We start from the raw sequence: 26,170 nt of genomic DNA, 5'->3' as shown, positions 1-26,170 counted from the left end.
GGTCACGGCGTCACCCTAAGGCCCGGGCCTTAAGATTCCCGTCAGTCAGCCGGTCACAGAGGGGTCACGTACGCCCCCGCGATGCCCCCGTCCACCAGGAACTCCGCTCCTGTGATGAAGGACGCGTCGTCGCTGGCGAGGAAGGCGACGGCCGCGGCGATCTCCTCCGCCTCCGCGAAGCGGCCCACCGGGATGTGGACCAGGCGCCGCGCGGCGCGCTCCGGGTCCTTGGCGAACAGCTCCCGCAGCAGCGGGGTGTTCACCGGCCCCGGGCACAGCGCGTTGACGCGGATGCCCTCCCGGGCGAACTGCACGCCCAGTTCGCGGGACATCGCCAGCACGCCGCCCTTGGACGCCGTGTACGAGATCTGCGAGGTCGCCGCGCCCATGACGGCCACGAAGCTCGCGGTGTTGATGATCGAGCCCTTGCCCTGGCGCCGCATGTAGGGCAGCGCCGCCTTGCAGCACAGGTACACCGACGTGAGGTTGACCTCCTGGACGCGGCGCCAGGCGTCGATGCCGGTGGTGAGGATCGAGTCGTCGTCGGGGGGCGAGATGCCCGCGTTGTTGAAGGCGACGTCGACCGAGCCGTAGGTGTCGTACGCCGCCTGGAACAGCGCCTCCACCTGTTCGGCGTCGGTCACGTCGACCTCGAAGAACAGGCCGCCGGCCTCCTCGGCGGCCGCCTTGCCCGCGGCCTCGTCGATGTCGGCGCACACGACGTTCGCGCCCTCGGAGGCGAGCCGCCGCGCCGCGGCGAGCCCGATGCCGCTGCCGGCGCCGGTGACCACCGCCGTCCGGCCCACCAGGCGGCGGCACACCACTGCTTCTGCTTGCGTCATTGCCGGGATCACTCCTCCGTGCTGATGAAGACGTTCTTGGTCTCGGTGAAGGCGGCCAGCGCGTCCGGGCCGAGCTCGCGGCCGAGCCCCGACTGCTTGAACCCGCCGAACGGCGTCCAGTAGCGCACCGAACTATGGGAGTTGACCGACAGGTTGCCGGCGGCGGTGCCCCGGGCCAGCCGCAGGGCGCGGCCGACGTCCCGGGTCCAGATCGAGCCGGACAGGCCGTACGGGGTGGCGTTGGCCAGGCGCAGCGCGTCGGCCTCGTCCTCGAAGGGCAGCACGACGGCGACCGGGCCGAAGACCTCCTCGACCGCGACGCGTTCGGCCGGGTCGGCGGGGGTCAGCACGGTCGGCGGGTACCAGAAGCCCTTGCCCTCCGGGGCCGTGCCACGGATCGCGACGGGCGCGCCGGGGGCCACGTACGAGCGGACGCGGTCGCGCTGCACGGCGGAGATGAGCGGGCCCATGTCGGTCGCGGGGTCGGCGGGATCGCCGACCCCGACGGCCAGCACGGCGGGCTCCAGCAGTTCCATGAAACGGTCGTACGCCTGGCGCTGGACCAGCACGCGGGTGCGGGCGCAGCAGTCCTGCCCGGCGTTGTCCAGGAAGGCCATCGGGGCCGTCGCCGCGGCCTTCTCGAGGTCCGCGTCGGCGAAGACGATGTTCGGCGACTTGCCGCCGAGTTCCAGGGTGACCCGTTTGAGCGTGCCGGCGCAGGTGGCCATGATCTGCTTGCCGACGCGGGTCGACCCGGTGAACACGATCTTCGCCACGCCCGGGTGCTCGACGAGGGCCGCCCCCGCGACGGGGCCCTCGCCCGGCAGCACCTGGAAGAGGTGCTCGGGCAGCCCCGCCTCCAGCGCCAGAGCCGCCAGGCGCAGCGCGGTCAGCGGGGTGGTCTCGGCGGGCTTGAGGATCACCGCGTTGCCCGCCGCGAGCGCCGGGGCGGTCCCCCAGGCGGCAATGGGCATGGGGAAGTTCCAGGGCGCGATGACGCCGACGACACCGAGCGGTTCGAGGAAGGTGACGTCGATGCCGCCGGGCACCGGGATCTGCCGGCCGCTGAGCCGTTCGACGCCGCCCGCCGCGTAGTCGAGCAGGTCGCGGACGTTGCCGGCCTCCCAGCGGGCGTTGCCTACGGTGTGCCCGGCCTCACGCATCTCCAGGACGGCCAGTTCGCCGGCGTGGGCGTCCACGGCGGAGGCGAAGCGGCGCAGCAGCCGTGCCCGGTCGGCCGGGGCCAGTGCCGCCCAGGCGGTCTGGGCACGGGCCGCGCGGGCCACGGCCGCGTCGACGTCCTCCTGGCGCGCCGCGGGGACGGTGGCGATCACCTCCTCGGTGGCCGGGTTGAGCACGTCCAGCGCTTCGAGCGGTTCGGGTGCTTCGGGCACGCGCTGCCTCACATGCGTTCGAAGGAGCGGTAGCGCTCCCAGTCGGTCACGGCGGTGTCGTACGCGTCCTGTTCGACGCGGGCCATGTTCAGGTAGTGCTCGACGACCTCGTCACCGAAGGCCGCCCGGGCGATCGGGCTGGCCTCCCACAGCCCGGCGGCCTCGCGCAGCGTGGCCGGCACATGGTCCACGCCGTCGCTGACGTAGGCGTTGCCCGTGACGGCCTCGGGAAGCGTCAGTTTCTGCTCGACGCCGTGCAGCCCGGCCGCGATCATCCCGGCGACGGCGAGGTAGGGGTTGACGTCGCCGCCCGGCACCCGGTTCTCCAGGCGCAGCGCGGACGGGGAGTGCCCGACCACGCGCAGCGCGCAGGTGCGGTTGTCCGGGCCCCAGGCGACGGCGGTGGGGGCGAAGGAGCCGGGGCGGAACCGCTTGTAGGAGTTGATGTTGGGCGCGTACAGCAGGGAGAAGTCGCGCAGCGCGGCGAGCTGCCCGGCCAGGAAGTGCCGCATCGTCTCCGACATGCCGCCGGGATCGTCGCCCGCGAAGACCGGCTGCCCCTCCTCGTCGCGCAGCGAGAGGTGGATGTGGCAGGAGTTGCCCTCGCGTTCGTTGTACTTCGCCATGAACGTCAGGGAGTAGCCCTCCTGCGCGGCGATCGTCTTGGCGCCGGTCTTGTAGACGCTGTGCTGGTCGCAGGTGACCAGGGCCTCGTCGTAGCGGAAGGCGATCTCGTGCTGGCCGAGGTTGCACTCGCCCTTGGCGGACTCCACGCGCATCCCGGCGGCGCCCATCTCGTTGCGGATGCGGCGCAGCAGCGGCTCGACGCGGCCGGTGCCGAGCAGGGAGTAGTCGACGTTGTACTGGTTGGCGGGGGTCAGGTCGCGGTAGCCGTTCGTCCAGGCCTGCTCGTAGGTGTCCTTGAAGACGATGAACTCCAGCTCGGTACCGGCGTACGCGGACCAGCCGCGCTCGGCGAGCCGCTCGGTCTGGCGGCGCAGGATCTGCCGCGGCGAGGGGGCGACCGGGGTCGAGCCGTGGTCGAGCAGCCGCAGGTCGGCGATGACGAGCGCGGTGGCCGCGTCCCAGGCGGTGATCCGCAGGGTGCCGAGGTCGGGGTGCATGGCGAAGTCGCCGTAGCCCCGCTCCCAGGAGGACAGGGCGTAGCCGTCCACGGTGTTCATGTCGGCGTCGACGGCGAGCAGGTAGTTGCAGCCCTCGGTGCCGTGCTCCAGGACGTCGTCGAGGAAGTGCCGGGCGGCGAAGCGCTTGCCCTGGAGGCGCCCCTGCATGTCGGTGAAGGCGACGACCACCGTGTCGATCTCTCCGGAGTCGACACGCCGTCGCAGGTCGTCGGTGCTGAGCGGGGCTGTTCGGTGCACCACGGGTGATCACCTCTCCTACCGGCCGACAGGTGATCCAAAAGTACGGGCCCGGGGCCCGGTTGGGTACGGTGCAGGAAGAAATCCGCGCGTCGCTGGGAGGCTCCCGTGGCCCGTCCGCTGATCGGTGTCAGCACCTACTGGGTCGACTCGGCCCGCTGGGGCGGCTGGGAGCTGCCGGCCGCCCTGCTGCCGGCCGGCTATCCGCTGCTCGTACGGCGCTCCGGCGGCCTCGCCGCGCTGCTGCCGCCGGACGACCCCGCCCACGCCGCGGACGCCGTGGCCCGGCTGGACGGCCTGGTGATCTCCGGCGGCCCTGACGTCGAGCCCGTACGGTACGGGGCCGAGCCCGACCCGCGCACCGACCCGCCCGCGAGCGAGCGCGACGCCTGGGAGCTCGCCCTCGTCGAGGCCGCCCTCGCCGCCGGGGTGCCCCTGCTCGGCATCTGCCGGGGCATGCAGCTGCTCAACGTCGCCCTCGGCGGCACCCTGGTGCAGCACATCGACGGTCACCGCGGCCCCGCCGGCGGCGTCTTCGGCGGCCACACCGTCAAGCCGGTCCCCGGCACGCGCTACGCGGACGCGGTGCCGGAGGCGATGGAGGTGCCCACCTACCACCACCAGGCGGTCGACGCCCTCGGCCGCGGACTGCTGGTCGGCGCCCACGCCGAGGACGGCACGCCGGAGGCCGTCGAGCTGCCCGGCGACCATTTCGTGCTGGGAGTGCAGTGGCACCCGGAGATGGACGAGGACGAGCGGGTGATGCGGGCGCTGATCAGAGCTGCAGCTTGAACCCGACGTGCGAGGCGGTGAAGCCGAGCCGCTCGTAGAAGCGGTGCGCGTCGGCGCGGGCCCGGTCCGAGGTGAGCTGCACCAGGGTGCACCCCAGTCGGCGTGACTCCTCCACCGCCCACTCGATCATCAGCGTCCCGAGGCCGCCGCCTCGGGCGTCGCGGTGCACCCGTACGGCCTCGATGATCGAGCGCGTCGTCCCGCGCCGTGACAGCCCCGGTATCACCGACAGTTGCAGCACCCCGACGAGCGCGCCGTCCCGTTCCGCGACGACCACGTGCTGCCCGGGGTCGGCGGCGACGCGTTCGTACGCCGCGTAGTACGGCTCCAGGTCGTCCGGGGTCTCACGGCCCCGGCCGAGGCCGTCGTCGGCGAACATCGCGACGACGGCGGGGATGTCGGTGCGGGTGACGGGGCGGAAGTGGACATCGCTCATGCCCGCAGCCTAGGACGCAGCCTGGTACGCAGCCACGACAGGGCCGCCTCCCCCTGCGCCCGCTGGAAGGCCCGCAAGGTGGGCAGACCCGGGGGCGCCGGCCGGCGGGCGTGGACCAGGAACATCCCGGTGAGCGCCGCCAGCGCCGCGTCCACCGCCTCCGGGTCCACGTCGCGCGCCGGCGGATGTGCCTTGAAGAGCCCCTCCGGTGCGGGGCCGCCCTGCATCACGATGCTCGGCAGCATGCAGAGCAGGTCGAACCACGGGGTGGACGTGCAGGCCCACGGCCAGTCCACGAACACGACCCGGCCGTCCGGGGTCAGCAGGATGTTGTCCGCCCGCAGGTCGCCGTGGGCCAGCGTGTCGCCGGCCAGCGCCCGCAGCCAGCCCGACTCCAGGGCGACGAGCTCGTCCAGATGCGCCGCCGCCCAGGGGTCGAGGTCACGCAGGTCGTCGGTCCCGGCGTCCCGGTCCGCGGCCAGTTCCGCCCAGCAGTCGAAGGTCCCCGCGAGGCGCTCGGCGGCCGGGGGCGCCGCGACCGGGCTCGGCGTCAACCGGACGGCCAGGTCGTCCAGCGCGTCCATGACGCGGCGCAGTTCCCCGGCGTCCCAGGGATCGGCCGGGGTACGGCCGGGCACGTCCTCGAAGGCCAGCACGACCCATCCGTCCTGCTCGAAGGAGTGCAGCAGGCGCGGTGCCGGGATGTCCTCGGGCAGGTCCGCGGCGATCCGCGCCTCGGCCCGATGGATGTGCGGGGAATCCGGGTTCTGCTCCGGGCTCACGGCCTTGACGAAAGCGCGGCGGCCGTCGGTGAGGGTGAGGCGGACGGCCACGCCCGGGGAGAAGCCCCCCGTCTGGTCCTCGGCGCGGGCCACGGGGCCGCCGCGCAGGCGTGCCTCCACGGTGGCGGCGAGCTCGCGGGGCAGGGCCGCCCAGGGCAGGCGTGCGCGGGGCCGGGGTGTGCGGGGCCGGGGTGTGCGGGACGCGGCTGTCATCCCCCGAGCATCGCGGGCCTCGCCCGCGGGGGCCAAGGGGTTTTGGGCGTGCGGGTGGGGTGCCGCACGCGCACGACGGGCGACCGTGAACTGCTCGGCCGGGCCCTGCCCGTGATGCGCAACGTCGCCGACTACATCTCCTCGGCGGTGGACGACCGAGGCCTGGCCGCCGACTGCCCGGCGGCAGCGGCGCGTACCTGCACGGCATCATCGACTGGCCGTCCCCGATGCGGTACGGCTACGTCACCGACGGCAATGTGAACCGCACCGTCGTCAATGCCCTCGGCGTCGGCGCGATGCGGTCGGTCGCCGAGGCCGCCGACGCGCTCGGCGACCACGCCACCCGGGACGCCTACGAAGACCGTGCGGCGAAGCTGACGGCGGCGATGCGGGACGGCGGCACCGGGCTGTGGTCGGACGGGCTGTCCACCGGCGGCGCCCTGATCGCGCACCAGAGCGAGCACGCGCAGAGCTTCCCGGTCGCCTACGGCGTCGCGCGGCCCTCCGAGTACCCCGCGCTGGGCGCGGAGCTGTCCCGGCAAGGGATGCGGCAGGGGCCGATGACGCTGCGGACCCTGCTGGAGGCGCTGCGGGTCGCGGACCGGCCGGACACCCTGGTGCGGATCCTCACCGATCCCGCCGCCGACGGGCCCGCGCAGGTCCTGGCCGAGGGCGGCACCTTCCTGTGGGTGCAGTGGACGCCGGGTTGCGCGAGCAGTGACTGCTCACCCGGCCAGGTCTCGCAGAGCAGCAGCGAGAGCATGTCGCACGGCTGGGGCGGCGCGGGTGTCGTCGGGGTGCTGGAGGGCGTCCTCGGCCTCACGGTGACCAGCCCGGGCGGAGCGACGGTGCGGATCGCCCCGGCGGACGCCGGCGTGCGCCGCGCCTCGGGCAGCCAGTGGACCGGGCGCGGCACCGTCGGCGTCGACTGGCGGCGGAACCGGCACGGGGTGGACACGACGGTCGAGGTGCCGGTCAACGTGACCGCGACGGTCGCGCTGCCCGTGGTGGCGGGCGGCCGTTACATCGCGGCCGGGAGCCACGCCACGTACCTGGGCGTGCAGGACGGCCGGGCGGTCTACCGGGTCGGTTCGGGCCGGACCGTCTTCACGGCCGTCCCGCGCGGCTGATCAGGTCCTCCCCGGCGTACGTGACGGCCACGGGCCCGCGTGCGCCGGGGAGCGTCCGCGACGCGGGCCTCGCGGTCACCGGCCGCGCCGGACGGAGCCGGGTCCTGCCGGGGCCGGTGGGGCGAGGGCGGCGGCGAGTACGGCCGGCGCCTCGGCCAGGGACGGGCCGTACCAGGTGAGGTGACGGCCGCTGACCAGGGCCGCGGGTATGTCCGGGAACGCCTCGGGCCCGTCGTCCGCCGTGAACCGGTACGGCTCGTCCGGGAGCACGACGAGATCCGCCCCGCTGCCGGTGAGTTCGCCGATGGGCACCCGGGGATAGCGCTCCTGGTGGTTCCCGTAAACGTTCTCGACACCCAGCCGGGCGAGCAGGTCGCCGGCGAAGGTGTCCCGGCCGAGCACCATCCAGGGGCGGCGCCAGACGGGCACGAGGGCCTTGCGGGGGTGGGCGGGGGGACTCAGGGACCCCCAGGTCTTCTCCGCGGCGTCGAGCCAGGCCGGGCGCGGCAGGCCGCAGGCCTCGACGACCACGCGGTGCAGTTCCCGGAAGGCCTGCGGAAGGCTGCGCACCTCCGTGACCAGTACCGTCAGCCCCGCCGCGCGCAGCGCTGCGAGGTCGGGTCCGCGGTTCTCCTCCTCGTTGGCGATCACCAGGTCGGGCGCGAGCCGGACGATCTCCGCGATGTCGGGGTTCTTCGTGCCCCGCACCCGCGTGACGCGCAGGTCGGCCGGGTGCTCGCACCAGTCAGTCGCGCCCACGAGCAGGGCGGGCGCGGTGGTCGCCACCGCCTCGGTGAGCGAGGGGACGAGGGAGACCACACGCCGTGCGGGGCCGGAGTCGCGAGGGGTCATGCCCCCACCGTATCCATCCCGCCGGACGGGGAGGGCCGGACGGCGCGGCTCCGGCACCGGGGGAGGGGAAATGCCGGGCGCCGCGCCGTCCGGGGCCGGGAGGCCGGTCAGCCGACCGGGGCGAGCCGGTCCGTCAGCCCGGGGTGGGCGTCGAGCCAGTCGCGGACGCCGTCCTGTTCGTGGCCCTGGCCGGCCTTGTGCACGGCGCCCTCCAGCCCCGTCAGCTCCTTCTCGCTCAGCCGGAAGTCCTCGAGCCACTTGGCGACCTTCGGCTCGTCGCCGGCGAAGCCGTGGCGGGCGAGAGTGTGGATGCCGTCGCCCTTGCCCCAGGCGCCGAGCGGGTCCTTCAGCTTCTTCAGGCTGTGTTCGCTGTAGGCCCAGTGCGGGGACCACAGGGTGACGACGACGGGATCCTTCGCCTTGATGGAGCGGTCGAGCTGGGCGAGCATGCTCGCCGTCGAGCCGGTGGTGACCTTGTACTCGCCCTCCAGGCCGTACTTCTCCAGGACGGTGTCGTTGAGCATCTTCATCATCCCGGCGCCGGGCTCGATGCCGATGATCCGGCCGCCGAACTGGCTGCCCTTGCCCTTGAGGTCGGCCAGGGAGTCGATGCCCTTGACGTAGGACGGCACCGTCAGTTCGAGCGAGGTGGGGCCGTACCAGGAACCGTAGTCGTCCAGCTCGTTCTTGTACTTCGCCCAGTACGACCGGTGCGTGACGGGCAGCCAGGAGTCGGTCTCGAAGTCGACCCGTCCCGCGGACATGCCGGTGTACAGCGCGCCGACGTCGTACTGGGTGACCTTCGGCCGGTAGCCGCGCCGCTCCAGCAGCTCCTTCCACAGGTAGGTGGAGGCGACGCCCTCGTCCCAGGGGATGTAGCCGATGTCGACCCGGCGGCCCTTGCCGACGTCGTAGGCCCCGGGGACGGTGGCGCCCTCGTCGCCGCCGGCGAAGACGCCCATCCCGCCGGCGACGAGGGCCAGGGCGACGATGCCGACGACGGCGACGGAGGTCTGCGGGCGGTACTTCCACAGCCGCAGGCCGCGCGGGGAGGCGGCCGCGGCCATGGCGCGGCGGCCCAGCGGGGAGACCCGGGTGCCGAGGGCGCCGGTGACACGGTCGAGGTACATGGCGAGGATGACCACGGACAGGCCCGCCTCGAAGCCGAGGCCGATGTCGACCTGGCTGATGGCGGTGAAGACGGAGGCGCCGAGGCCGCCGCCGCCGACCATGCCGGAGATGACGACCATGGACAGGGCCAGCATGATGACCTGGTTGACGCCCGCCATGATCGTGGGGAGCGCGAGCGGCAACTGCACCCGCAGCAGGGTGCTGCGCGGGGCGGTGCCGAAGGCCTCCGCGGCCTCGACCAGTTCGTCGTCGACCTGCCGGATGCCGAGCTCGGTCATGCGGACGCCCGGGGGCAGCGAGAAGACGATGGTGGCGATGATGCCGGGCACCTGGCCGACGCCGAAGAAGAAGATGCCGGGGATCAGATAGACGAAGGCCGGCATCGTCTGCATGAAGTCGAGCACCGGCCGCAGGGCGGCGGAGACGGTGCGGTTGCGCGCCGACCAGATGCCGAGCGGCACGGCGAGCACGATGGTGATCACGGTGGCGACCAGCACCAGGGACAAAGTGTCCATGGCCTCGTCCCACTGCTGCACGCAGACCACGAGGGCCAGGCCCGCGAAGGCGAGCACGCCCGCCGTCAGGCCGCGCAGCCACAGGGCCAGGACCGCGAGGATGCCGGCGAGCAGCAGCGGCTCGGGGGCCCGCAGGACGGCGTCCAGGCCGTCGTACATGCCGGAGACGACGGCGCTGATGACGTCGAAGAGCGGACCGAAGTGGTCGCGCAGGTAGGTGACGGCGTCGTCGGTCCAGTCGCCGAGAGGCAGCCTAGGCACGCGCCGCCTCCTTCCGCGGCAGGCCCGGCACCCTGGGCGCGGCGCCCTTCGCGGGCGCGGGGCCGACGGCCCGGGCCGTATCCTCGGTGCACGGCGTCACCGGTCCTTCGTGGTCGCCGAGCGCGGCCAGCAGCCGGTCCTTGGCGATGACGCCGACCACGTCCCCGGCCTTGTCGCGGACGGCGACGGGGTGCGGAACCCGCGCACTGACCGGCAGGACGTCGGCGAGCGCGGTGCGCGGGGTGACCGTCTCGCAACGGCAGTCGCCCGCGTCGGGGCGGCTCGGCGCCTCCATGACGGTTCCGGCGGTCAGCACGCGGGAGCGGTCGACGTCGTGCACGAAGGAGCTGACGTAGTCGTCGGCCGGGCGCAGCAGGATGTCCTCGGGGGTCCCGGTCTGGACGATGCGGCCGTCGCGCATGACGGCGACGCGGTCGCCGAGGCGCATGGCCTCGTTGAGGTCGTGGGTGATGAAGACGATGGTCTTCTTCAGGTTGCGCTGGAGTTCGAGCAGCTGGTCCTGCATGTCGCGGCGGATCAGCGGGTCGAGCGCGCTGAAGGACTCGTCCATGAGCAGCACGTCGGCGTCGGTGGCGAGCGCGCGGGCCAGGCCCACGCGCTGCTGCATTCCGCCGGAGAGCTCGTCGGGCCAGGAGTCGCCCCAGCCGGACAGGCCGGTGAGTTCCAGGGCCCGCGCGGCGCGCTGCTCGCGCTCCTTGCGGCCGACGCCCTGCACCTCCAGGCCGTAGGCGGCGTTCTGGAGCACGCTGCGGTGTGGGAAGAGCGCGAAGTGCTGGAAGACCATGCTGATGCCGTGCGAGCGCACGCGGCGCAGCTCGCGGGGGCTGAGCGCGGTGAGGTCGCGGCCGTCGAAGAGCACCCGTCCCGCGGTGGGCGGATTGAGTCCGTTGAGCGTGCGCAGCAGGGTGGACTTGCCCGATCCGGACAGGCCCATGACGACGAAGATCTCGCCCTCGCGGACGTCGAAGCTCGCGTCGATCACCGCGGCGGTCGTACCGCTCTCGCGCAGCTCGTCGCGTCCGGCTCCGGCCTGCAAACGGCGCACGCCGTCCTCGGGGTCGGTACCGAACACCTTGTACAGATGCTCTGCCTGCAGCCTGTACACATACACCTCACGTGTCGTGGGGAGGACGACCGGCTGCCCCCGCACGCAGGTCGCGGAGCGCTCCTGTCCCGCTCCGGGACGGCGGCTGCCCCGACCCAAGCGGAGCAAACCGTTCCGTGACGGAGGTCACGGTGTCGGCGGCGTGCGGCATCATCGGCTTGTGACTCGACGCCTGATGCTCCTGGACACCGCCAGCCTCTACTTCCGCGCGTACTTCGGCGTGCCCGACTCGGTGCGCGCGCCGGACGGCACGCCGGTCAACGCCGTGCGCGGGCTGCTGGACTTCATCGCCCGCCTGGTCGCCGACCACTCCCCCGACGACCTGGTGGCCTGCATGGACGCGGACTGGCGGCCGCAGTGGCGGGTGGAGCTGATCCCCTCGTACAAGGCGCACCGCGTCGCCGAGGAGGTGCCCGGCGGCTCGGACGTCGAGGAGGTCCCGGACACCCTGTCGCCCCAGGTCCCGGTGATCGAGGCGGTGCTGGACGCGCTGGGCATCGCCCGGGTGGGTGTCGCCGGGTACGAGGCGGACGACGTGATCGGCACCCTGACGGGGCTGGCGCCGGGCCCGGTGGACATCGTCACGGGCGACCGCGACCTGTTCCAGCTGGTGGACGATGCCCGCGGGGTGCGGGTGCTGTACCCGGTCAAGGGCGTGGGCGCGCTCGACGCGGTGGACGAGGCCTGGCTGCGCGCCAAGTACGGCGTGGACGGCCCCGGCTACGCGGACCTGGCGCTGCTGCGCGGCGACCCGAGCGACGGCCTGCCGGGGGTGCCGGGCATCGGTGAGAAGACGGCGGCGAAGCTGCTGGAGGCGTACGGCGACCTCGCCGGGATCATGGCCGCCGCCCACGACCCCGCGTCGAAGGTCACCCCGGCGCAGCGCAAGCGGCTGCAGGAGGCGGGGGCCTACGTGGCCGTCGCGCCCAAGGTGGTACGGGTCGCCTCCGACGTGCCGCTGCCGGAGTTCAGGCCGGAGCTGCCGGGCGAGCCGCGCCATCCGCAGGAGCTGGCCGCGCTGGCCGAGCGCTGGGGGCTGGGCGGCTCGCTGCAGCGGCTGCTCAGTGTGCTGGGGCCGGAACGGGCCGGGTGACGGCGAGCACGTCGCGGTCGGGCTGGAGGGTGAGGCCGACGGTGGGGCGGACCTCCTCGTCGCCGGTGTCCAGGTGGAAGCGGCTGCCGAGCGTGGCCAGCACGATCACCGCCTCGACCATAGCGAAGCGCGCCCCGAGGCAGGCCCGGGTGCCCCCGCCGAAGGGGAACCAGGTGTGGTCGGTGATCGCGTCGGGCGCCCCGTCCAGCCAGCGCTCGGGGCGGAACTCCTCGGGCTCCGGCCACCAGCGCGGGTCGCGGTGGGTGGCCCAGGGGCTGATCCAGACCTGGGTGCCGGCCGGGACGGGCTCGCCGCCCAGGGTGGCGCCCTCCTCCGCGACGGCCAGGTTGAGCCAGACCGTGGGCCGCACGCGCAGGGTCTCCTTCACGACGGCCTCGGTCCAGCGCAGTTGCGTGTAGTCGTCGAAACCGGGGGTGCGGCCGCCGAGGACCCGGTCCAGTTCCTCGGTGAGGGCCGCGCGCGCCCGCGGGTTGCGGGACAGCAGGTACCAGGCCCAGGTGAGGGTGGTGGCGGTGGTCTCATGGCCGGCGTTGTAGAGGGTGACGGTCTCGTCCCGGATCTCCTTGCCGGTGAGCGGGAGGCCCTCTTCGTCGACGGCTGCCAGCAACCGGCTGAGCAGGTCGTCGCGTTCGGCGCCCGCCTCGCGGCGGGCGGCGACGATCCGGGCGACCTCGGCGTCGAGGGTGTCGACGGCGGCCTTGAAGCGGATCCGGCCCGGGGTGCGGAACCAGTCGGGCAGCATCGCGCCCAGTCCGCGGAACTCGGCGCCCATCTGCTGCTGGGCGATGTCCATGCAGCGGCCGATGACCTCCTCGCGGACGGCGGCGTCGGTGCCGAACACGGTCCGCACGGCGATGCGCTGGGTGAGGCCGGTCATCTCGCGGCGGATGTCGATCCGTTCGCCCCCGCTCCAGCGCCCGGCGAGCTCCCGTGCGCAGTCGGCCATGGTCGCCGCGTACGCGCGCACCTGCCTGGGCCGTACCGAGGGCTGGACGAGGGACCGTTTGCGGCGCCAGTCGGCGCCCTTGGCCACCACGACCCCCTCGCCCATCAGGTAGCGGAAGGACCAGCCGAGGTCGGGCAGGGAGAAGGTGGACTCGCGGGCCGAGAGCAGTTCCCCGATGAGTGCGGGATCATTGAGGAAGCGCGCGGGGGTGCGGCCCATGGCCCAGGTGACCTGTCCGGTCCCGCGTTCGCGGAGCGCGGTGAAGAAGGCGAGCGGGTCCTTGGCGAACTGCGGGAGATTCCCCAGCAGCGGCACCCCGCGGGGTCCCGCGCCGATCGCGGTGTCGGTGTCGGGTCCCATGTGCGCCCTCCGGGGTGGCGTCTGATCACGTCCGTCCCATCAAAATCGGAGAACCGCGGACCGGAACCGGTGTTCGAGAATCTCGTGATCTTTCCGAGACCGAGGCTGCACAGGACGGGACAGATGAGTTAGGCTTGCCTAACTTGATGCGAGGAGTGTGCTCATGGCAGACCGTCCGGTGCGCAGGAAGCCGCAGCTCAACCGGGCGTGGGTGCAGCACGTGGAACGGCTGACCCCGCACATGATCCGCGTGGTGCTCGGCGGTGAGGGCCTCACGGGGTTCCCCGTGGGCGAGTACAGCGACCACTACATCAAGCTGCTCTTCCCGGCCGAGGGCGTGCGCTACCCCGAGCCGTTCGACATCCAGCGGATCCGCGCCGATTTCCCCCGCGAGCAGTGGCCGCGTATCCGGACGTACACGGTGCGCCGGTGGAACGCGGAGGCGCGCGAGCTGACGGTCGACTTCGTGTACCACGGCGACGAGGGCCTGGCCGGCCCGTGGGCCGCGCGCGTCCAGCCCGGCGAGGAGGTGCTCTTCCTCGGCCCCGGCGGCGCCTACGCCCCCGACTCCACGGCCGACTGGCATCTGCTCGTGGGCGACGAGAGCGCGCTGCCGGCGATCGCCGCCTCGCTGGAGCGGCTGCCCGAGGGCGCTCCCGCCCGGGTGTTCCTCGAGGTCTCCGGACCGGAGGAGGAGCAGAAACTCTCCACTCCCGGCGACGCGGAGGTCACCTGGGTGCACCGCGGCTCCGGCCGGGTGGGCGAGGCCCTGGTCCACCTCGTGGCCGGCCTGGAGTTCCCGCCGGGTGACGTACAGGCCTTCGTGCACGGCGAGGCGGGCTTCGTCAAGCAGCTCCGCCGCCTGCTGCGCGTCGAACTCGGCGTACCGCGCGAGCGGCTGTCGATCTCGGGCTACTGGCGCACCGGTCACGACGAGGACGGCTGGCAGGCCTCCAAGCCCGAGTGGAACCGCCGCATCGAGGAGGAGCAGGAGACGCCGCGGGCGCTCGCTTCCTGACGTCGCGTACGACGGCGAGGCGTGACCCCGCCGCCGGGTCACACCTCGCCGTCGTACCGTCCCGGCCGGGTCCGGCCCGGACCGGACCGGTCTCGAAACGGACTTCTGGTACGAGCGGAAGGTCCAGGTCGACAGCCGGACGGCGGCGACCGCGACCAGCAGCAGCGCGCCGCCGCGGATGAGGCGGCACCGGCCACCGGCCACGGTGTTCGGCGCTGCCACACTGGCCGTATGGCCGAAACCGCGCCCGAGCCGTCACCCCTGCCCGGCCTGTCGGCCGACGGGCAGCCGCCGCAGGAGCGCCCGATCGTGCTCTGCGCCGACTGCCACCGGCCTCTCACCGCGCACGACGCCCGGCTGTGGGGCCGGGGCCGCGGCTGCCGGCGGAAACACGGACTCGACACGGCACCACGGATCGGACGCTTCGACGTCGAGCAGGAACAGCTGCCGGGGATGTGAACATCCCGGCGCCCCCGCCGGACATCCGACAAGGTCATCTCCCCGGCCGCCCGGGGCTATGCCGCAGGAACGAACGACTTCTTGCACACGAGGCAGATCATCTTCCGCTGCCACTCCTCGTCCGCGCGCTTCGCGGCCTCCACCCTGTCCCGCTCCCGCAGGCCCCACACGACGCCGACGACGGCCACCAGCAGCCCGGCGAGGACCGCGCCGGACACGAGCAGCGCCAACCCCGACAGGAGCAGTCCCAGCGGCCAAGCGAAGGCGCCCTCGGCCTTCGGCGGCCGTCCGAGATCAGCCTTCAACGGTGAACCCGGCTCGACCGTCGCCTCGAACAGCTGCAGGCTCTGCACCCGCGTCGACCCGCACGACTCGTTCGTGCACCGCAACTCCGCCATCAACGCCCCCGATCCCACCGACAGATGACGGAAGCGTGCGGCTCACCGGCACATGGTCACAATCCGTCAGGCGTCGGGTGTGAGACGATTCACTATTCGTCGACAAAGAGACAGGACGCCTCGACGCACCGGACCGTCCTCGCCGTGGGTCCCGGATCGGGAACGGGAAGTGACACACCATGGGGAATCGGCCGCGGGCGCGATCGCCGGGCCGGCCGTCGGCGACGCGCCCCGGCGCGCCCTTCGAGTTCGGACCCAAGGGCGCGTGCGGGGCGCGACCGTGGAGACCGAGGTGTGAGAACTCCCCGACTCCCCCGACGGCCCCCGCCGTGCCCCGGCCGCGCTCCCCCACCCCTTGGCCTCCGGGGGGATCCGGCCGGGCGCGCCGCGGCGGTCAGCCCACCGAGGAGTAGGCCACGACGCCGCGGAGCAGTCCGTCGACGGCCTTGCGGGCGTTGCGGCGCACCGGGCTGGCGTCGGGGGCGGCGTCGGCGATCTGGCCGAGGACGTCGATGAGTTGCTTCGTCCAGCGCACGAAGTCACCCGCCGGCATGTCGGCGTCGCGCAGCACCGCGTCCAGGCCGTGCCCCGAGGCCCAGCGGTGGGCCGCCCAGGCGAAACCGAGGTCGGGTTCGCGCTGGCCGACGCCTTCGGCCTGGTTGATGCGGTGGTCCTCCTCCAGTGCGTCGAGGCGGCCCCAGATACGGACCATCTCGCCGAGCGCCTGCTTGGCGTTGCCGGAGGGCAGCCGCGGCGGCAGGGCGTCGTCCGCGGAGCGGGACTCGTAGACCAGCGCGGACGCGCAGGCGGCGAGGTCCGCGGGGCCGAGGCCGTCCCAGACGCCGTCCCGCAGGCACTCGCTGGCCAGGAGGTCGAGTTCGCCGTAGAGCCGGGCCAGCCGGCGGCCGTCGGCGGTGACCTGGTCGCCCTTGAGGTAGCCGAGGTCGGTCAGCAGGGCGCAGATGCGGTCGAAGGTGCGGGCGATGGTGTTGGTGCGGCCTTCGATGCGGCGCTCGAGCTGCTTGGTGTCGCGCTGCAGCCGCTGGTAGCGCTCGGCCCAGCGGGCGTGGTCCTCGCGGTCGTCGCAGCCGTGGCAGGGGTGCGCGCGGATCTCGGTGCGCAGCCGGGCGATCTCGGTGTCGTCCGCGGCGGCCGAGCGCTGGCGGCGCTGCCGCTGCGGCGCGATGCCGGCCGTGCCGGCCTTGGAGCGCATGGCCGAGGCCAGGTCCCGCCGGGACTGGGGGCTGCGCGGGTTGAAGGACTTGGGGATGCGCATCCGGTCCAGGGCCTCGACCGGCACCGGGAAGTCGATCTGCGCGAGCCGCTTGACCTGCCGCTCCGCGGTGAGCACCAGCGGGCGGGGGCCGTCGTGGTGGAACTGGTCGTGCCGGTTGTGGTGGGCGGGACTGCGGCCGGCGGGCACGCCCGGGTCGAGGACGAGGGCCAGACCCGCGAACTTGCCCGCCGGGACGTGGATGATGTCGCCCGGGCGGAGCTTCTCCAGCGCGTCGGCGGCGGCCGCCCGGCGCTGGTTCGCGCCCTGCCGGGACAGCTCGGCCTCGCGGTCCTTCAGCTGCCTGCGCAGCGACATGTACTCGTCGAAGTCACCGAGGTGGCAGGTCATGGAGGACCGGTAGCCCTCCAGGCCCTCCTCGTTGCGCTGCACCTGGCGGGAGATACCGACCACCGAGCGGTCGGCCTGGAACTGCGCGAACGAGGTCTCCAGCAGCTCCCGGGAGCGGTGCCGCCCGAACTGGCCGACGAGGTTCACGGCCATGTTGTACGAGGGCTTGAAGGAGGAGCGCAGCGGATAGGTGCGCGTGCCCGCCAGGCCCGCCAGGTGGGCCGGGTCGAAGCCGCGCTGCCACAGCACGACCGCGTGGCCCTCGACGTCGATGCCCCGGCGTCCGGCGCGGCCGGTCAGCTGCGTGTACTCGCCGGGGGTGACGTCGGCGTGGGTCTCGCCGTTCCACTTGACGAGCTTCTCCAGGACCACGGAGCGGGCGGGCATGTTGATGCCCAGCGCCAGGGTCTCGGTGGCGAAGACGGCCTTGACCAGGCCCTTGACGAAGAGCTCCTCGACGACCTCCTTGAAGGTCGGCAGCATGCCGGCGTGGTGCGCGGCGATGCCCCGCTCCAGGCCCTCCAGCCACTCGAAGTAGCCGAGGACGTTCAGGTCCTCGTCGGGGATGGACTTGGTGCGCTCCTCGACGATGGCGCGGACCTTGGCCCGGTTCTCGTCGTTGTTGAGCCGCAGGCCCGCGTAGAGGCACTGCTGCACCGCCGACTCGCAGCCCGCCCGGCTGAAGATGAACGTGATCGCGGGCAGCAGCCCCTCCGCGTCCAGCCGCTCGATGACCTCGACACGGCTGGGCGTCCAGATCCTGCGCTGCTGGCGGCGCTCCCGCTCGCGGTCGGCCTCGCGCATCTTGCCGCCGCGCCGGTCGCGGCCGTTGAAGGCGCGCTGGTTCTCCATGCGGGCCAGCCGCACCAGGTCGGGGTTGACGGCGCGCTGCGTGCCCGGGCCCGTCCCCTGCTCCTCCTCGAACAGGTCGTGCATCCGGCGGCCGGCCAGGACGTGCTGCCACAGCGGCACCGGGCGGTGCTCGGAGACGATGACCTGCGTGTCGCCGCGGACGGTGTCGAGCCAGTCGCCGAACTCCTCGGCGTTGGAGACGGTCGCGGAGAGCGAGACCAGGGTCACGGACTGCGGGAGGTGGATGATGACCTCCTCCCAGACCGCGCCGCGGAAGCGGTCGGAGAGGTAGTGCACCTCGTCCATGACCACGTAGCCGAGGCCGTCGAGCGCCTGGGAGCCCGCGTACAGCATGTTGCGGAGCACCTCGGTGGTCATGACCACGATCGGCGCGTCACCGTTGACGCTGTTGTCACCGGTCAGCAGGCCGACCCGCTCGGCGCCGTAGCGCTTGACGAGGTCGGTGAACTTCTGGTTCGACAGCGCCTTGATGGGGGTGGTGTAGAAGCACTTGCGGCCCTCGCGCAGGGCCAGGTGGACCGCGAACTCGCCCACGATGGTCTTGCCGGAACCGGTGGGCGCCGCGACCAGCACGCCCTTGCCGGCCTCGAGGGCCTGACAGGCCTCGATCTGGAAGGGGTCCAGGCCGAAGTCGTACAGCTCGCGAAAGCCCGCGAGTGCGGTGACCTGCTCCGCGGCCCGGAGCCGGGACGCGGCGTACCGCTCGGCGGGAGACATCTCGTCGTTCATCTTGAAAACGAGACTACCGGGCCGCGCTGACAGTCGACATGATCTTTTTGCCGAAGCAAAACCCACGGCACGGGGGCCGGGCGTGTCGCGTCCGCCCGCCCCCGTGCCACCCGCGATGTGCCACGCGCCGGGGACCTCACAGGATGGCGAGGTACTTCTCCAGCACCGGGGCCCTGAAGGCGTCCCTCACCCCGGCCAGACCGCCGGGCACGCCCTGCGCCGGCTTGACGATGTAGCTCTGGGTCGCGCTCGGCCGCCACGGGTCGGAGAAGTCCAGGACCGGGCCCAGCCCGGGGTCGAACCGCTTCTGGCGGCGGTGCGCCGCGATGATGCCCGCCCTGCTGAGGTCCTTGGCCTCGCAGGCCGACTTCAGGTCCTGGACGGCGACGGCCATCGTGTTGTGCCCGGTCTCCAGTCCCTGGTCCAGCGGGTCCCCCGGGTAGCGGCGCCGGTAGTCGGCGACGAGCTTCCTGACCTCGGCGGTGTCGCTGGTCATCGCCGGGGTGGGGGCGACGAGCTGCAGCATCTTCAGCAGCGCCGGCGCCGCGGGGGTCTCCAGCAGCCGCGGGTCGTAGCCGACGGCGCTGCCGAGGAACGGCACGTCGAGCCCGCCCGCGGCCGCGGCGCCGACCGCCGACGCGGTCTGCGGGGGGCTGGTGCTGATCAGGACGGCCTTCACGCCGGCCTCGCCGAGTTCCCGCACCTCCTCGGAGAGGTCCTTGCGGGTCGGCCCGACCTTCTTCTCGACGAGGGTCATGCCGCGCTCGTCGGCGACGAACCTGGCCCCGCGCCGTGCGTTGTTCCCGTAGTCGCCCTCGAGGTAGATGAAGCCGATCCGGTCGCCCCGCCGCAGGCCCTGGGTGTCCGCCAGGTACGAGAATCCGTTGATCATGTCGACGTCGTAGGTGGCGTCGATGATCGTCAGGGCGGGCTGACCGAGCAGGGCCGAGGAGTAGCCCAGCGACGTCGTCATCAGGTCGTCGATCTCGATGCTGTCGAGCAGGGCGTTGATGATCGTCGAGCCGAGGAGGCCCGGCATCGCGGCGACCTTCGGCTCCATCTCCCGGTACTGGCCGACGGCCGTCTCGACGTCGTAGCCGTGGTCGCGGACGAGCAGCTTGAGCTTGCGGCCGCACACCCCTCCCCTGGCGTTGACCTGGTCGGCGTAGAGCCTCTCGGCCTGCAGCACGGAGCGGCCCAGCGGGCCGTACGGGCCGGACAGGTCGGTCAGGACGCCCAGGGTGATGGTGGAGTCGGTCACGCCGGGCCCGGTCCGCACGCCGTTGGCGTCGACCGGGCCGTCGCCCGCGGAACTGCCCGTGTCCCCGCCGCAGGCCGTGAGGACGCAGGCCAGGGCGGCGGTGAGGACGACGGCGGACCTGAGGCGCTGTTTCGGGGTCACGGTGTGCTTGCTCCTGGAGGGGTGGGACCGCGGGGGGCCGCCGTGGGCGTCGGCCGGGGGCCGTCGTCCGGGGCACACCGTCCGGGGCCGGCGGTGCGGAGCTCCATGGGAAGAGATGACGGGCGGTCCTGCGAGGGGCGGGGGCGTTTCTGGTCGCGGCTCCCAACGGCCGCCGGCCCCGGCTGTGCGGTGGCACCGCCGGCACCTCCCGCACGGTCGCGTGTTCGGTGATGTGTGGGTTCTGTCCGGATTGCGGTCACGTTTACGTCAACTGTCTTCCAAGGCCGGGCTACCAGCCGGTAGGAATGCCCGTACCGGTGCCCACACCGGGCTTGGCGCCCGGAGAGCCGAGAGGAACACCGATGGCCACCCCCGCGACGACGCGTGCGGTGCGCACCGCGGGCATCGCGGGCGCCACCGGGCGAGAGCACGGCGAGGTGCTCAGGGCAGCCGCGCTGCAGGTGCGCGGGCAGGTGGCGCCGGTGGCGGCGCACATCGTCGAGCGGATCCGGGACCGGCACCCGGCCTACCGGGAGCCCGCGCTGGCTCCGTCCGGGTTCCTGGCGGAGACCGAGGGGTCCGTTGCCGCCGTCCTCGACTCGCTCGCCGACCCCGGGCGTTCCGCGGTGTCCGCCGAGTACCTGTCGTGGGTCGGGGAACGCCGGGCGTGGCAGGGCTTCCCGCTGGAGCCGATGATGGGCGCCTGCCGTACGGCCGGGGACGTGCTGTGGCTGGCGCTGGTCCGGGCCTGGGAGGCCCAGAGGCCCGGGGGGACACAACTGATCGCCCGCGCCGCCGCGGAGGTCTGGGACCTGTTCGAGCGGGACAGCCGGCTGATGGCCGACGCCTATCTGCGGGCCCGGGGCGAGGTGACGTTCCACCAGCAGCGCGGCCGCAGGGCACTGGAGGGGCTGCTCGCCGGACGAGTGGACACACCCGGCCTCGCGGAGGCGGCGGACGCCCTCGGCCTGCCCGAGTACGGCCGCTTCGCGGTCGCCGTCGTACGCGGCGCGACAGGGTCCCCGCTGCCGGTACGGCGGCGGACCGGGGTGCCCGCCGGGGTGCGGGTGCACCGGGCCTTCCCGGTCGGCTGCGAGGTGCTCCTGGCCGACCTGGGCGACCTGGCGCTCGGCGACTTCGCCGCCGCGCTGGAGGTGCCCGCCGGGACACGGGCGGGCCTGAGCCCGGAGGTGGACCGGCTGGGCGCGGTCGGGCACGCCAGGGAACGCGCCGAGCTCGCGCTGCGCACCTGCACCCGCGACGGCGAGGTGGCCGTCCTCGACCGCCGCTACCCGGCCGGGCTGCTCACCCGCCGTCCGGACGTCGCGACCGAGGTCGCCGCCGGCGTCCTGGGCGCACTGCGGGACGTGGAGGCCGCGGAGGCCGCCGTGCTCCTGGAGACCCTGGAGGCCTGGCTGGACGCCAGCGGCTCCGCCGAGAAGGCCTCCGCCGCCCTGTTCTGCCACCCCAACACCGTGCGCAGGCGACTGCGCCGGCTGGAGGAAGTCACCGGCCGCTCCACGTCGCGACCACGCGACGTCGTGCACCTGGCACTGGCCCTGGACGCTGAACGCGTCACCGCGGCACACATCCCCGGGACTCCCCGATGACGGACCGGGCGCTGCCACGGGACGAAGCCACCCGCGAACTGCTGCGCACCACGGCGCTGCGGATGAAGGACCGGGTCGGCGAGCTGTCGGAGCGGGTCATGGCCCGGCTGCACACCGAGGCGCCCGGCTTCGTGGACCACGTCGACGACCCCGACTGGTCCCTCGACGGCTTCGCGACCATGATCACCATGCACCTGGACCGGCTCGTCGCCCCGGAGCGCGACGCGGACGCGGCCCGGTACCTGCGCGAGGCCGGCCGCCGCCAGGCCGGGCAGGGCATGCCGCTGGAACTGCTGACGCACGTCTTCGCCGTCGGTGGCGCGGTCGTGTGGCAGGAGCTCGTCGACACCGTCGCCGCGCACCGCCCCGGCGACATCCCTCTCATGGTGCGGATCGCCCCGCGGATGTGGGGGTTCCGCGAGCGTACGGCGGCGATCCTGGCCGACGCCTACCGCGCGACGCTGGGCGAGGGCGTGGCCGGCGACGGCAGGCGGGCGGCCCGCGTGCTGGACGCGCTGCTCGACGGACGCACCGACAGCCTCGGCGTACGCGCCGCCGCCCAGGCCCTGGGCGTGCCGGGCGACGGCCGCTTCGTCGTCGCGGTGACCAGCGTGCGCGCCTCGGTCTGCGGCACGCCCGGCGACGACGCCTTCCCGGTGGGCGTCGGCAGCCGGGTGCTGCGGGTGCCCCGCGGCGTCGGCGAGGTCCTGGTCGTCCTGCTCGGCGACCGCTCCCCCGGGGCGCTCGCCGCGCTGCTGGGCGCCGTGCCCGGACTGCGGGCGGGCGTCAGCCCGGTCGTACACGGCCTGGCCGGACTTCACCGGGCCCTGACCCTGGCCGAACTCGCGCTGCCCGCGTGCTCTCGCGACGGCGAGGTGGCGCTGTGGGAGGAGCGGATGCCGGCGGTCGTGGCCGCCGCTGACCGGCAGCTCGCCGACGAGCTGGCCGAGCGCGTCCTCGGCCCGCTGCGGGGGCTGCCCGACGAGGAACGCGAGTCCCTGCTGGGTACTTTCGCCACGTGGATGGGGTGCGACGGCTCCCCGCGCGCCGCCGCCGCGCGCTTGGGCTGCCACCGCAACACGGTCCTCAACCGCCTGCGCCGCCTCGAACTGCTCACCGGCCGCCGCCTCACGCACCCGCGCGAGCTGGTCGACCTCGCCCTCGCCGTCGACGCCCTCCGCTCCGCCGGGGCCGCCTGAGCCCCCCCCTCGGCTCCCCCCGTCACCGATGCCGGCGGCCTCCGCCGAGCGGGGTGCGTACCCCGCGGCTGCGCGCGCCGGGGTGCGGGTGCCACGCGTACCCCGGGCGTGAGGGAGGCGGACGGTCGCCGCCGGGCCGGCCTGGGCCGACGCGCCACGGCCCCCCGACCAGCGCGACCACCGGAGTGCGGGCCCGCGGGAATCCCCGGGCGTCAGGGAGCGGGTCGTGCCGGGCCAGGCGACCGGCCGCGATCGAGGGGCTCACCGGGCGCGGGCGGAGAGCCGCTGCGAACCGGTGACCGGCCGCCCGCCGACCGCGCCTGCCCGGTGCGCCGGGGCCGAGGCGGCCTGCCGCGCCGCGCGCGACGGCGTGGGCGCGACGCGCTCGACGCTCGCTACCGCGGCACGAGCAGCCGCAGCGCCCGCGGTACGGTCCGCGCGGTCAGGGGCAGGGGGCCGAGGGGCTCCCCGTCGGCGTACCCGGTGATGCCGTCGGCGGCGAGGGTGATCGCGGCGGCGCGGTGCACGGTCACCACCGGGTGTCCGAGGTGGGTGCCGCGGTAGACCCGGGGGAAGACGCGCAGCAGCGTGCTGCGGCTGCACGGGCCGACCACGCAGACGTCGAAGCGCCCGTCGTCGAGTTCGGCTCCGGCGCAGATCCGCATGCCACCGCCGTACGAGGTGCCGTTGCCGACGGCGACGAGGGTCGCCTCGATCTCCGTCTCGGCGCCGTCGTCGAGGGTGATCCGGTACGGGATGGGGCGCAGGGCGGCCAGTTCCGCCAGCATCGCCACGTCGTAGCGGAGCCGCCCGCTGGGCCAGCGCAGCCGGTTGCCGCGGTCGTTGACCCGGGAGTCGAAGCCGGAGGCGAGGACCGTGCCGAACCAGCGTCCGCCGACGCGGCCGAGGTCGATCTCGCGGACGCGCCCCTCCTTCAGTGCCCGCGCGACGGCCTCCCCGGCCGCGGCTGGCTCGCGGATCGGCAGTCCGGTCGCCCGCGCGAAGTCGTTGCCCGTCCCGACGGCGACGACGCCGAGCGGCGTGCCGGTGCCGGCCACGGCCTGCAGGGCCAGCGACACCATGCCGTCGCCGCCGACCGCGACCAGCGCGTCGGTGCCGTCCGCCACGGCCTCGCGGGCCCGCGCGAGGGCGTCCGCCGCGTCGGTGCCGACGACGGTGCGCACGCCGAAGCCCGCGCGGCGCAGCGCGTCCGCGGCCGGTCCCGCGGCGCGCGCGCCCCGTCCGCGGCCCGCGGTGGGGTTGGCGACGAGGGTGATCTCGCTGGTCACGGGCGGACCCTACCGCGCGGTAGCCGAGCCGTCGAGATCACCGGCACCGCCTCTTCCCGAGGGGTCCTGATCATCCTGCGGGCCTACGGAAGGGCACGTCCCGGCCAGGAAGGATCCCGGCCCGGGACGGGTTTCCGACGGCTGACGGCCGCCTGCGCCCCATGACGCCGGGGCCCCGCCCGGATGGTCCGGGCGGGGCCGCGGCGGGGTTCCGCGGCGTCAGGTCGCGTCGTCGAAGTCGCCGGAGCGGCGTCCGTCCTCGACGGGTCCTGCCTGCTCGGGCACGGAGGCCGAGACGCGCTCGCCGGGGTCGATCGATTCCGGGGTGAGGTCCAGCTCGGAGGCCTCGTCGTCGGAAAGGTCGGCGTCGGGGTTGCGCCAGCGCCGGCGCCGGTCGTTGACCAGGGAGAAGGCGACCGCGCCGAAGTAGAGGACGACGATGGGACCGGACAGGGCGATCATGCTGACCGGGTCGGTGGTCGGCGTCGCGACGGCGCCGAAGACGAAGACGCCCATGACCACGCCCCGCCACCAGCCCGCCATGCGGCGGCCGCTGACCATGCCGACCAGGTTGAGCATCACCAGGAGCAGTGGCAGTTCGAAGGCGAGGCCGAAGACCAGCACCATGCGGATGGTGAAGTCCAGCACCCCGTCGAGCTTCAGGAGGTTGGAGGAGCCCTCGGGCGTGAAGCTGATCAGCACCTTGATGCTGACCGGCATGATCTTGTACGCGAGGAAGGCGCCGCCCAGGAAGAGCGGGAGCGCCGCGCCCACGAACATGTAGGTGTACTTGCGCTCGTGCCGGTGCAGGCCGGGGGCGATGAAGGCCCACAGCTGGTACAGCCAGACCGGGCTGGCGCCGATGACGCCGGCCATGAAGCAGACCTGCATCGTGAGCGCGAACGGCGCCGTCAGCGAGTCGAACGTGACGATGGCGCAGTTGCCGCCGCTGCTGACGACCCCCGGACCGCACTTGGGTACCGGGGAGGCCAGGAACTCCAGGAGTTGCTGGCTGTAGAAGGCGGCCACTATCGCCACGACGACGATGGCGAGCACACTCTTGGCGAGCCGGTTGCGCAGCTCGCGCAGGTGCTCCACGAGGGGCATACGCCCCTCGGGGTCCTTCGACGGCTTACTGCGGGCAGACTTGAGCAACCCAGGTCCTCATCTCACGCGGTGGCCGGCGTCCCCGCCGGCGGCCCGTACCTGTGCCGTCGTGTCAGCTCTGCGTCTGGCGGGGCTGCTGGGTCTCGGAGACCGGGCGGGCGCTGTTGACGTCACCGGGCGCGGCCTGGATGGTCTTCGGCGCGGTCTGGGCGTCGGCGGGCGCGTCGGCCGGCGCCTGCGGGGCCGCCGCGTCGTCCGACTTCATGGCCTTCGCCTCGCTCTTCAGGATGCGCATCGACTTCCCAAGGCCGCGGGCCATGTCCGGAAGACGCTTGGCCCCGAACAGCAGCAGAACGACGACAAGGATGAGGATGATCTCAGGGGCGCCGAGCCTGCCGAACATAAGCTTTACCTTCTCACCGAGGCGGCATGGGTTCTTGAGCAGCGGGCTCCGGGTCCGTGGACACGGTGTCCGCTCTGCCAGCGATCGTAACCTGCGGGGGTAAACGCCTGGCAATCCCCCGGCGTCCTTGCCGTTGCCGCCCCCGCCGCGCTCTCCTGGGGCCGCGTCAGCAGCGTACCTTCCCGGACGGGTGAGGACGAGGGTGCGCCGAAGGGCGCCTACCCGGCGTTTTGGGGCACCGCCGGCGGGACGGCGCCCTCAGCGCGACAGCTCGCCGGCGCCGCGCGCCAGTGGCTCCGCGGCGCGCCGCAGCTCCTGCGAAGCCTGCCGCAGCCGGTCGCCGCTGCGCCCGACCTGCCGGGCGAGGCCGCGCACCTCGGCGTACACGCGGACGGCGAGGACACCAAGGACGAGCAGGCCGGCGGTCGCGAGGCCGACGTACAGGTAGAGCCACCACATGGCAGCCGAGCGTAGCGGCTCAGCCGATGTGCAGCCGCATCGTGCGGACCCCGCCGTCGGTGAGCAACTCCACGATGCGGTCACCGGCCGGCTTGCGGACGGAGGAGCCACAGTCGGGGCAGGTGAAGGAGTAGAAGGTCGTCCGGTGGCTGCCGCCGATGGCCAGCCTCAGGGCGTCGGCCGACAGCTCGAAGCTGGTCCGGCACTCCGGGCAGGAGGCCCTGAAGATCACCTCGGGCGGTGTCGCCGGGGCGCCGGGGCCGCCGCCGGTGCCAAAGGTGTCCACGGTGTCCAGGTTGTCCAGGGTGTCGAGGTCGTCCAAGG

General features: G+C 73.6%; 24 protein-coding genes. 7 read left to right on the top strand and 17 right to left on the bottom strand.

The genetic code is table 11. The features are described from left to right. Nucleotides 1–53 precede the first annotated feature (53 nt). Genes ACRWNP_RS08880 through ACRWNP_RS08870 form a run of 3 tightly spaced genes read right to left on the bottom strand, consistent with a single transcriptional unit; the run spans nucleotide 54 to nucleotide 3,621 of the window. The gene (locus tag ACRWNP_RS08880; RefSeq protein WP_431960489.1) at nucleotides 54–842 is read right to left on the bottom strand and encodes a 3-oxoacyl-ACP reductase; all 789 of its coding nucleotides are present in this window, start codon (nucleotides 840–842) and stop codon (nucleotides 54–56) included. A gap of 8 nt (nucleotides 843–850) precedes the next feature. After that, the gene (locus ACRWNP_RS08875; protein WP_431960488.1) at nucleotides 851–2,236 is read right to left on the bottom strand and encodes an aldehyde dehydrogenase family protein; all 1,386 of its coding nucleotides are present in this window, start codon (nucleotides 2,234–2,236) and stop codon (nucleotides 851–853) included. Between the two features lie 8 nt (nucleotides 2,237–2,244). Continuing rightward, nucleotides 2,245–3,621, bottom strand: coding sequence for a glutamine synthetase family protein (locus tag ACRWNP_RS08870; RefSeq protein WP_431960487.1), 1,377 nt, complete (start codon nucleotides 3,619–3,621; stop codon nucleotides 2,245–2,247). A 105-nt stretch (nucleotides 3,622–3,726) separates the two neighbouring features. Between ACRWNP_RS08870 and ACRWNP_RS08865 the strand changes: the two genes are divergently transcribed. After that, nucleotides 3,727–4,410, top strand: coding sequence for a gamma-glutamyl-gamma-aminobutyrate hydrolase family protein (locus tag ACRWNP_RS08865; RefSeq protein ID WP_431960486.1), 684 nt, complete (start codon nucleotides 3,727–3,729; stop codon nucleotides 4,408–4,410). Here the strand turns inward: ACRWNP_RS08865 and ACRWNP_RS08860 are convergent. Together ACRWNP_RS08860 and ACRWNP_RS08855 are read right to left on the bottom strand one after the other, a co-directional pair. Then, the gene (locus tag ACRWNP_RS08860) at nucleotides 4,394–4,846 is read right to left on the bottom strand and encodes an N-acetyltransferase family protein (RefSeq protein WP_431960485.1); all 453 of its coding nucleotides are present in this window, start codon (nucleotides 4,844–4,846) and stop codon (nucleotides 4,394–4,396) included. The genes ACRWNP_RS08865 and ACRWNP_RS08860 overlap by 17 nt on opposite strands. Then, nucleotides 4,843–5,841, bottom strand: a complete 999-nt coding sequence (locus ACRWNP_RS08855; protein WP_431960484.1) for an aminoglycoside phosphotransferase family protein — start codon at nucleotides 5,839–5,841, stop codon at nucleotides 4,843–4,845. The genes ACRWNP_RS08860 and ACRWNP_RS08855 overlap by 4 nt, the downstream gene beginning before the upstream one ends. A gap of 173 nt (nucleotides 5,842–6,014) precedes the next feature. On the opposite strand from ACRWNP_RS08855, the gene ACRWNP_RS08850 reads away from it, so the two are divergent. After that, entirely contained in the window at nucleotides 6,015–6,971 is a 957-nt protein-coding gene (locus ACRWNP_RS08850) for an alpha-L-rhamnosidase C-terminal domain-containing protein (RefSeq protein WP_431960634.1), read from the top strand. 75 nt (nucleotides 6,972–7,046) lie between these two features. Here the strand turns inward: ACRWNP_RS08850 and ACRWNP_RS08845 are convergent, their stop codons facing one another. The 3 genes from ACRWNP_RS08845 to ACRWNP_RS08835 form a co-directional block, all read right to left on the bottom strand. Continuing rightward, complete coding sequence (locus ACRWNP_RS08845; RefSeq protein WP_431960483.1) at nucleotides 7,047–7,823, bottom strand: helical backbone metal receptor; 777 nt, start codon at nucleotides 7,821–7,823, stop codon at nucleotides 7,047–7,049. 107 nt (nucleotides 7,824–7,930) lie between these two features. After that, on the bottom strand, nucleotides 7,931–9,730 hold the full coding sequence (locus ACRWNP_RS08840; RefSeq protein ID WP_431960482.1) for an ABC transporter permease/substrate binding protein: 1,800 nt from the start codon (nucleotides 9,728–9,730) through the stop codon (nucleotides 7,931–7,933). After that, nucleotides 9,723–10,856 (bottom strand): quaternary amine ABC transporter ATP-binding protein, encoded by a 1,134-nt coding sequence (locus tag ACRWNP_RS08835; RefSeq protein ID WP_431960481.1) that lies wholly within the window; start codon nucleotides 10,854–10,856, stop codon nucleotides 9,723–9,725. The genes ACRWNP_RS08840 and ACRWNP_RS08835 overlap by 8 nt, the downstream gene beginning before the upstream one ends. Before the next feature lie 175 nt (nucleotides 10,857–11,031). Between ACRWNP_RS08835 and ACRWNP_RS08830 the strand changes: the two genes are divergently transcribed. Beyond that, the gene (locus tag ACRWNP_RS08830) at nucleotides 11,032–11,949 is read left to right on the top strand and encodes a 5'-3' exonuclease (protein ID WP_431960633.1); all 918 of its coding nucleotides are present in this window, start codon (nucleotides 11,032–11,034) and stop codon (nucleotides 11,947–11,949) included. On the opposite strand, the gene ACRWNP_RS08825 is transcribed toward ACRWNP_RS08830, so the two are convergent. After that, complete coding sequence (locus ACRWNP_RS08825) at nucleotides 11,918–13,276, bottom strand: cytochrome P450 (protein WP_431960480.1); 1,359 nt, start codon at nucleotides 13,274–13,276, stop codon at nucleotides 11,918–11,920. The two genes, ACRWNP_RS08830 and ACRWNP_RS08825, sit on opposite strands and share 32 nt — an antisense overlap. A 163-nt stretch (nucleotides 13,277–13,439) precedes the next feature. On the opposite strand from ACRWNP_RS08825, the gene ACRWNP_RS08820 reads away from it, so the two are divergent. Together ACRWNP_RS08820 and ACRWNP_RS08815 are read left to right on the top strand one after the other, a co-directional pair. Continuing rightward, a complete protein-coding gene (locus ACRWNP_RS08820; RefSeq protein WP_431960479.1) occupies nucleotides 13,440–14,294 on the top strand; it encodes a siderophore-interacting protein in 855 nt (284 codons plus the stop codon). Between the two features lie 231 nt (nucleotides 14,295–14,525). After that, nucleotides 14,526–14,753: a DUF6011 domain-containing protein gene (locus ACRWNP_RS08815; protein WP_431960477.1), complete on the top strand. Its 228-nt coding sequence runs from the start codon at nucleotides 14,526–14,528 to the stop codon at nucleotides 14,751–14,753. A gap of 56 nt (nucleotides 14,754–14,809) precedes the next feature. Here the strand turns inward: ACRWNP_RS08815 and ACRWNP_RS08810 are convergent, their stop codons facing one another. The 3 genes from ACRWNP_RS08810 to ACRWNP_RS08800 all read right to left on the bottom strand — a co-directional run bounded on the left by ACRWNP_RS08810 (nucleotide 14,810) and on the right by ACRWNP_RS08800 (nucleotide 19,779). Further along, a complete protein-coding gene (locus ACRWNP_RS08810; protein ID WP_431960476.1) occupies nucleotides 14,810–15,106 on the bottom strand; it encodes a hypothetical protein in 297 nt (98 codons plus the stop codon). Between the two features lie 439 nt (nucleotides 15,107–15,545). Next, nucleotides 15,546–18,377, bottom strand: coding sequence for a DEAD/DEAH box helicase (locus ACRWNP_RS08805; protein WP_431960475.1), 2,832 nt, complete (start codon nucleotides 18,375–18,377; stop codon nucleotides 15,546–15,548). A gap of 136 nt (nucleotides 18,378–18,513) precedes the next feature. Then, nucleotides 18,514–19,779: an ABC transporter substrate-binding protein gene (locus ACRWNP_RS08800; RefSeq protein WP_431960474.1), complete on the bottom strand. Its 1,266-nt coding sequence runs from the start codon at nucleotides 19,777–19,779 to the stop codon at nucleotides 18,514–18,516. A 362-nt stretch (nucleotides 19,780–20,141) separates the two neighbouring features. Here ACRWNP_RS08800 and ACRWNP_RS08795 point away from each other — a divergent pair, with 362 nt between their 5' ends. Both ACRWNP_RS08795 and ACRWNP_RS08790 read left to right on the top strand, forming a co-directional pair. Further along, nucleotides 20,142–21,389: a helix-turn-helix domain-containing protein gene (locus ACRWNP_RS08795; RefSeq protein WP_431960473.1), complete on the top strand. Its 1,248-nt coding sequence runs from the start codon at nucleotides 20,142–20,144 to the stop codon at nucleotides 21,387–21,389. Continuing rightward, nucleotides 21,386–22,588 carry a PucR family transcriptional regulator gene (locus ACRWNP_RS08790; protein WP_431960472.1) on the top strand — a complete coding sequence of 401 codons (1,203 nt, stop codon included), beginning with the start codon at nucleotides 21,386–21,388 and terminating at the stop codon, nucleotides 22,586–22,588. Before ACRWNP_RS08795 ends, ACRWNP_RS08790 begins: the two co-directional genes overlap by 4 nt. 395 nt (nucleotides 22,589–22,983) lie before the next feature. On the opposite strand, the gene ACRWNP_RS08785 is transcribed toward ACRWNP_RS08790, so the two are convergent. The 5 genes from ACRWNP_RS08785 to ACRWNP_RS08765 all read right to left on the bottom strand — a co-directional run bounded on the left by ACRWNP_RS08785 (nucleotide 22,984) and on the right by ACRWNP_RS08765 (nucleotide 26,132). After that, entirely contained in the window at nucleotides 22,984–23,877 is an 894-nt protein-coding gene (locus ACRWNP_RS08785) for a diacylglycerol kinase (RefSeq protein ID WP_431960471.1), read from the bottom strand. A gap of 219 nt (nucleotides 23,878–24,096) precedes the next feature. Next, nucleotides 24,097–24,984 (bottom strand): twin-arginine translocase subunit TatC, encoded by an 888-nt coding sequence (gene tatC, locus ACRWNP_RS08780; RefSeq protein ID WP_431960470.1) that lies wholly within the window; start codon nucleotides 24,982–24,984, stop codon nucleotides 24,097–24,099. Between the two features lie 112 nt (nucleotides 24,985–25,096). Continuing rightward, on the bottom strand, nucleotides 25,097–25,387 hold the full coding sequence (gene tatA, locus ACRWNP_RS08775) for a Sec-independent protein translocase subunit TatA (RefSeq protein ID WP_431960469.1): 291 nt from the start codon (nucleotides 25,385–25,387) through the stop codon (nucleotides 25,097–25,099). A gap of 258 nt (nucleotides 25,388–25,645) precedes the next feature. Next, a complete protein-coding gene (locus ACRWNP_RS08770; protein WP_431960468.1) occupies nucleotides 25,646–25,846 on the bottom strand; it encodes a hypothetical protein in 201 nt (66 codons plus the stop codon). Nucleotides 25,847–25,865: 19 nt separating this feature from the next. Beyond that, the gene (locus ACRWNP_RS08765) at nucleotides 25,866–26,132 is read right to left on the bottom strand and encodes a hypothetical protein (RefSeq protein ID WP_431960632.1); all 267 of its coding nucleotides are present in this window, start codon (nucleotides 26,130–26,132) and stop codon (nucleotides 25,866–25,868) included. Nucleotides 26,133–26,170 lie beyond the last annotated feature (38 nt).

Origin of the sequence: Actinacidiphila sp. bgisy160 (assembly GCF_965342435.1) — a bacterium.
Lineage (GTDB): Bacteria > Actinomycetota > Actinomycetes > Streptomycetales > Streptomycetaceae > Actinacidiphila.
Note: the sequence above shows the minus strand (reverse complement) of the source record. Positions and strands in the feature narration are given on the sequence as shown.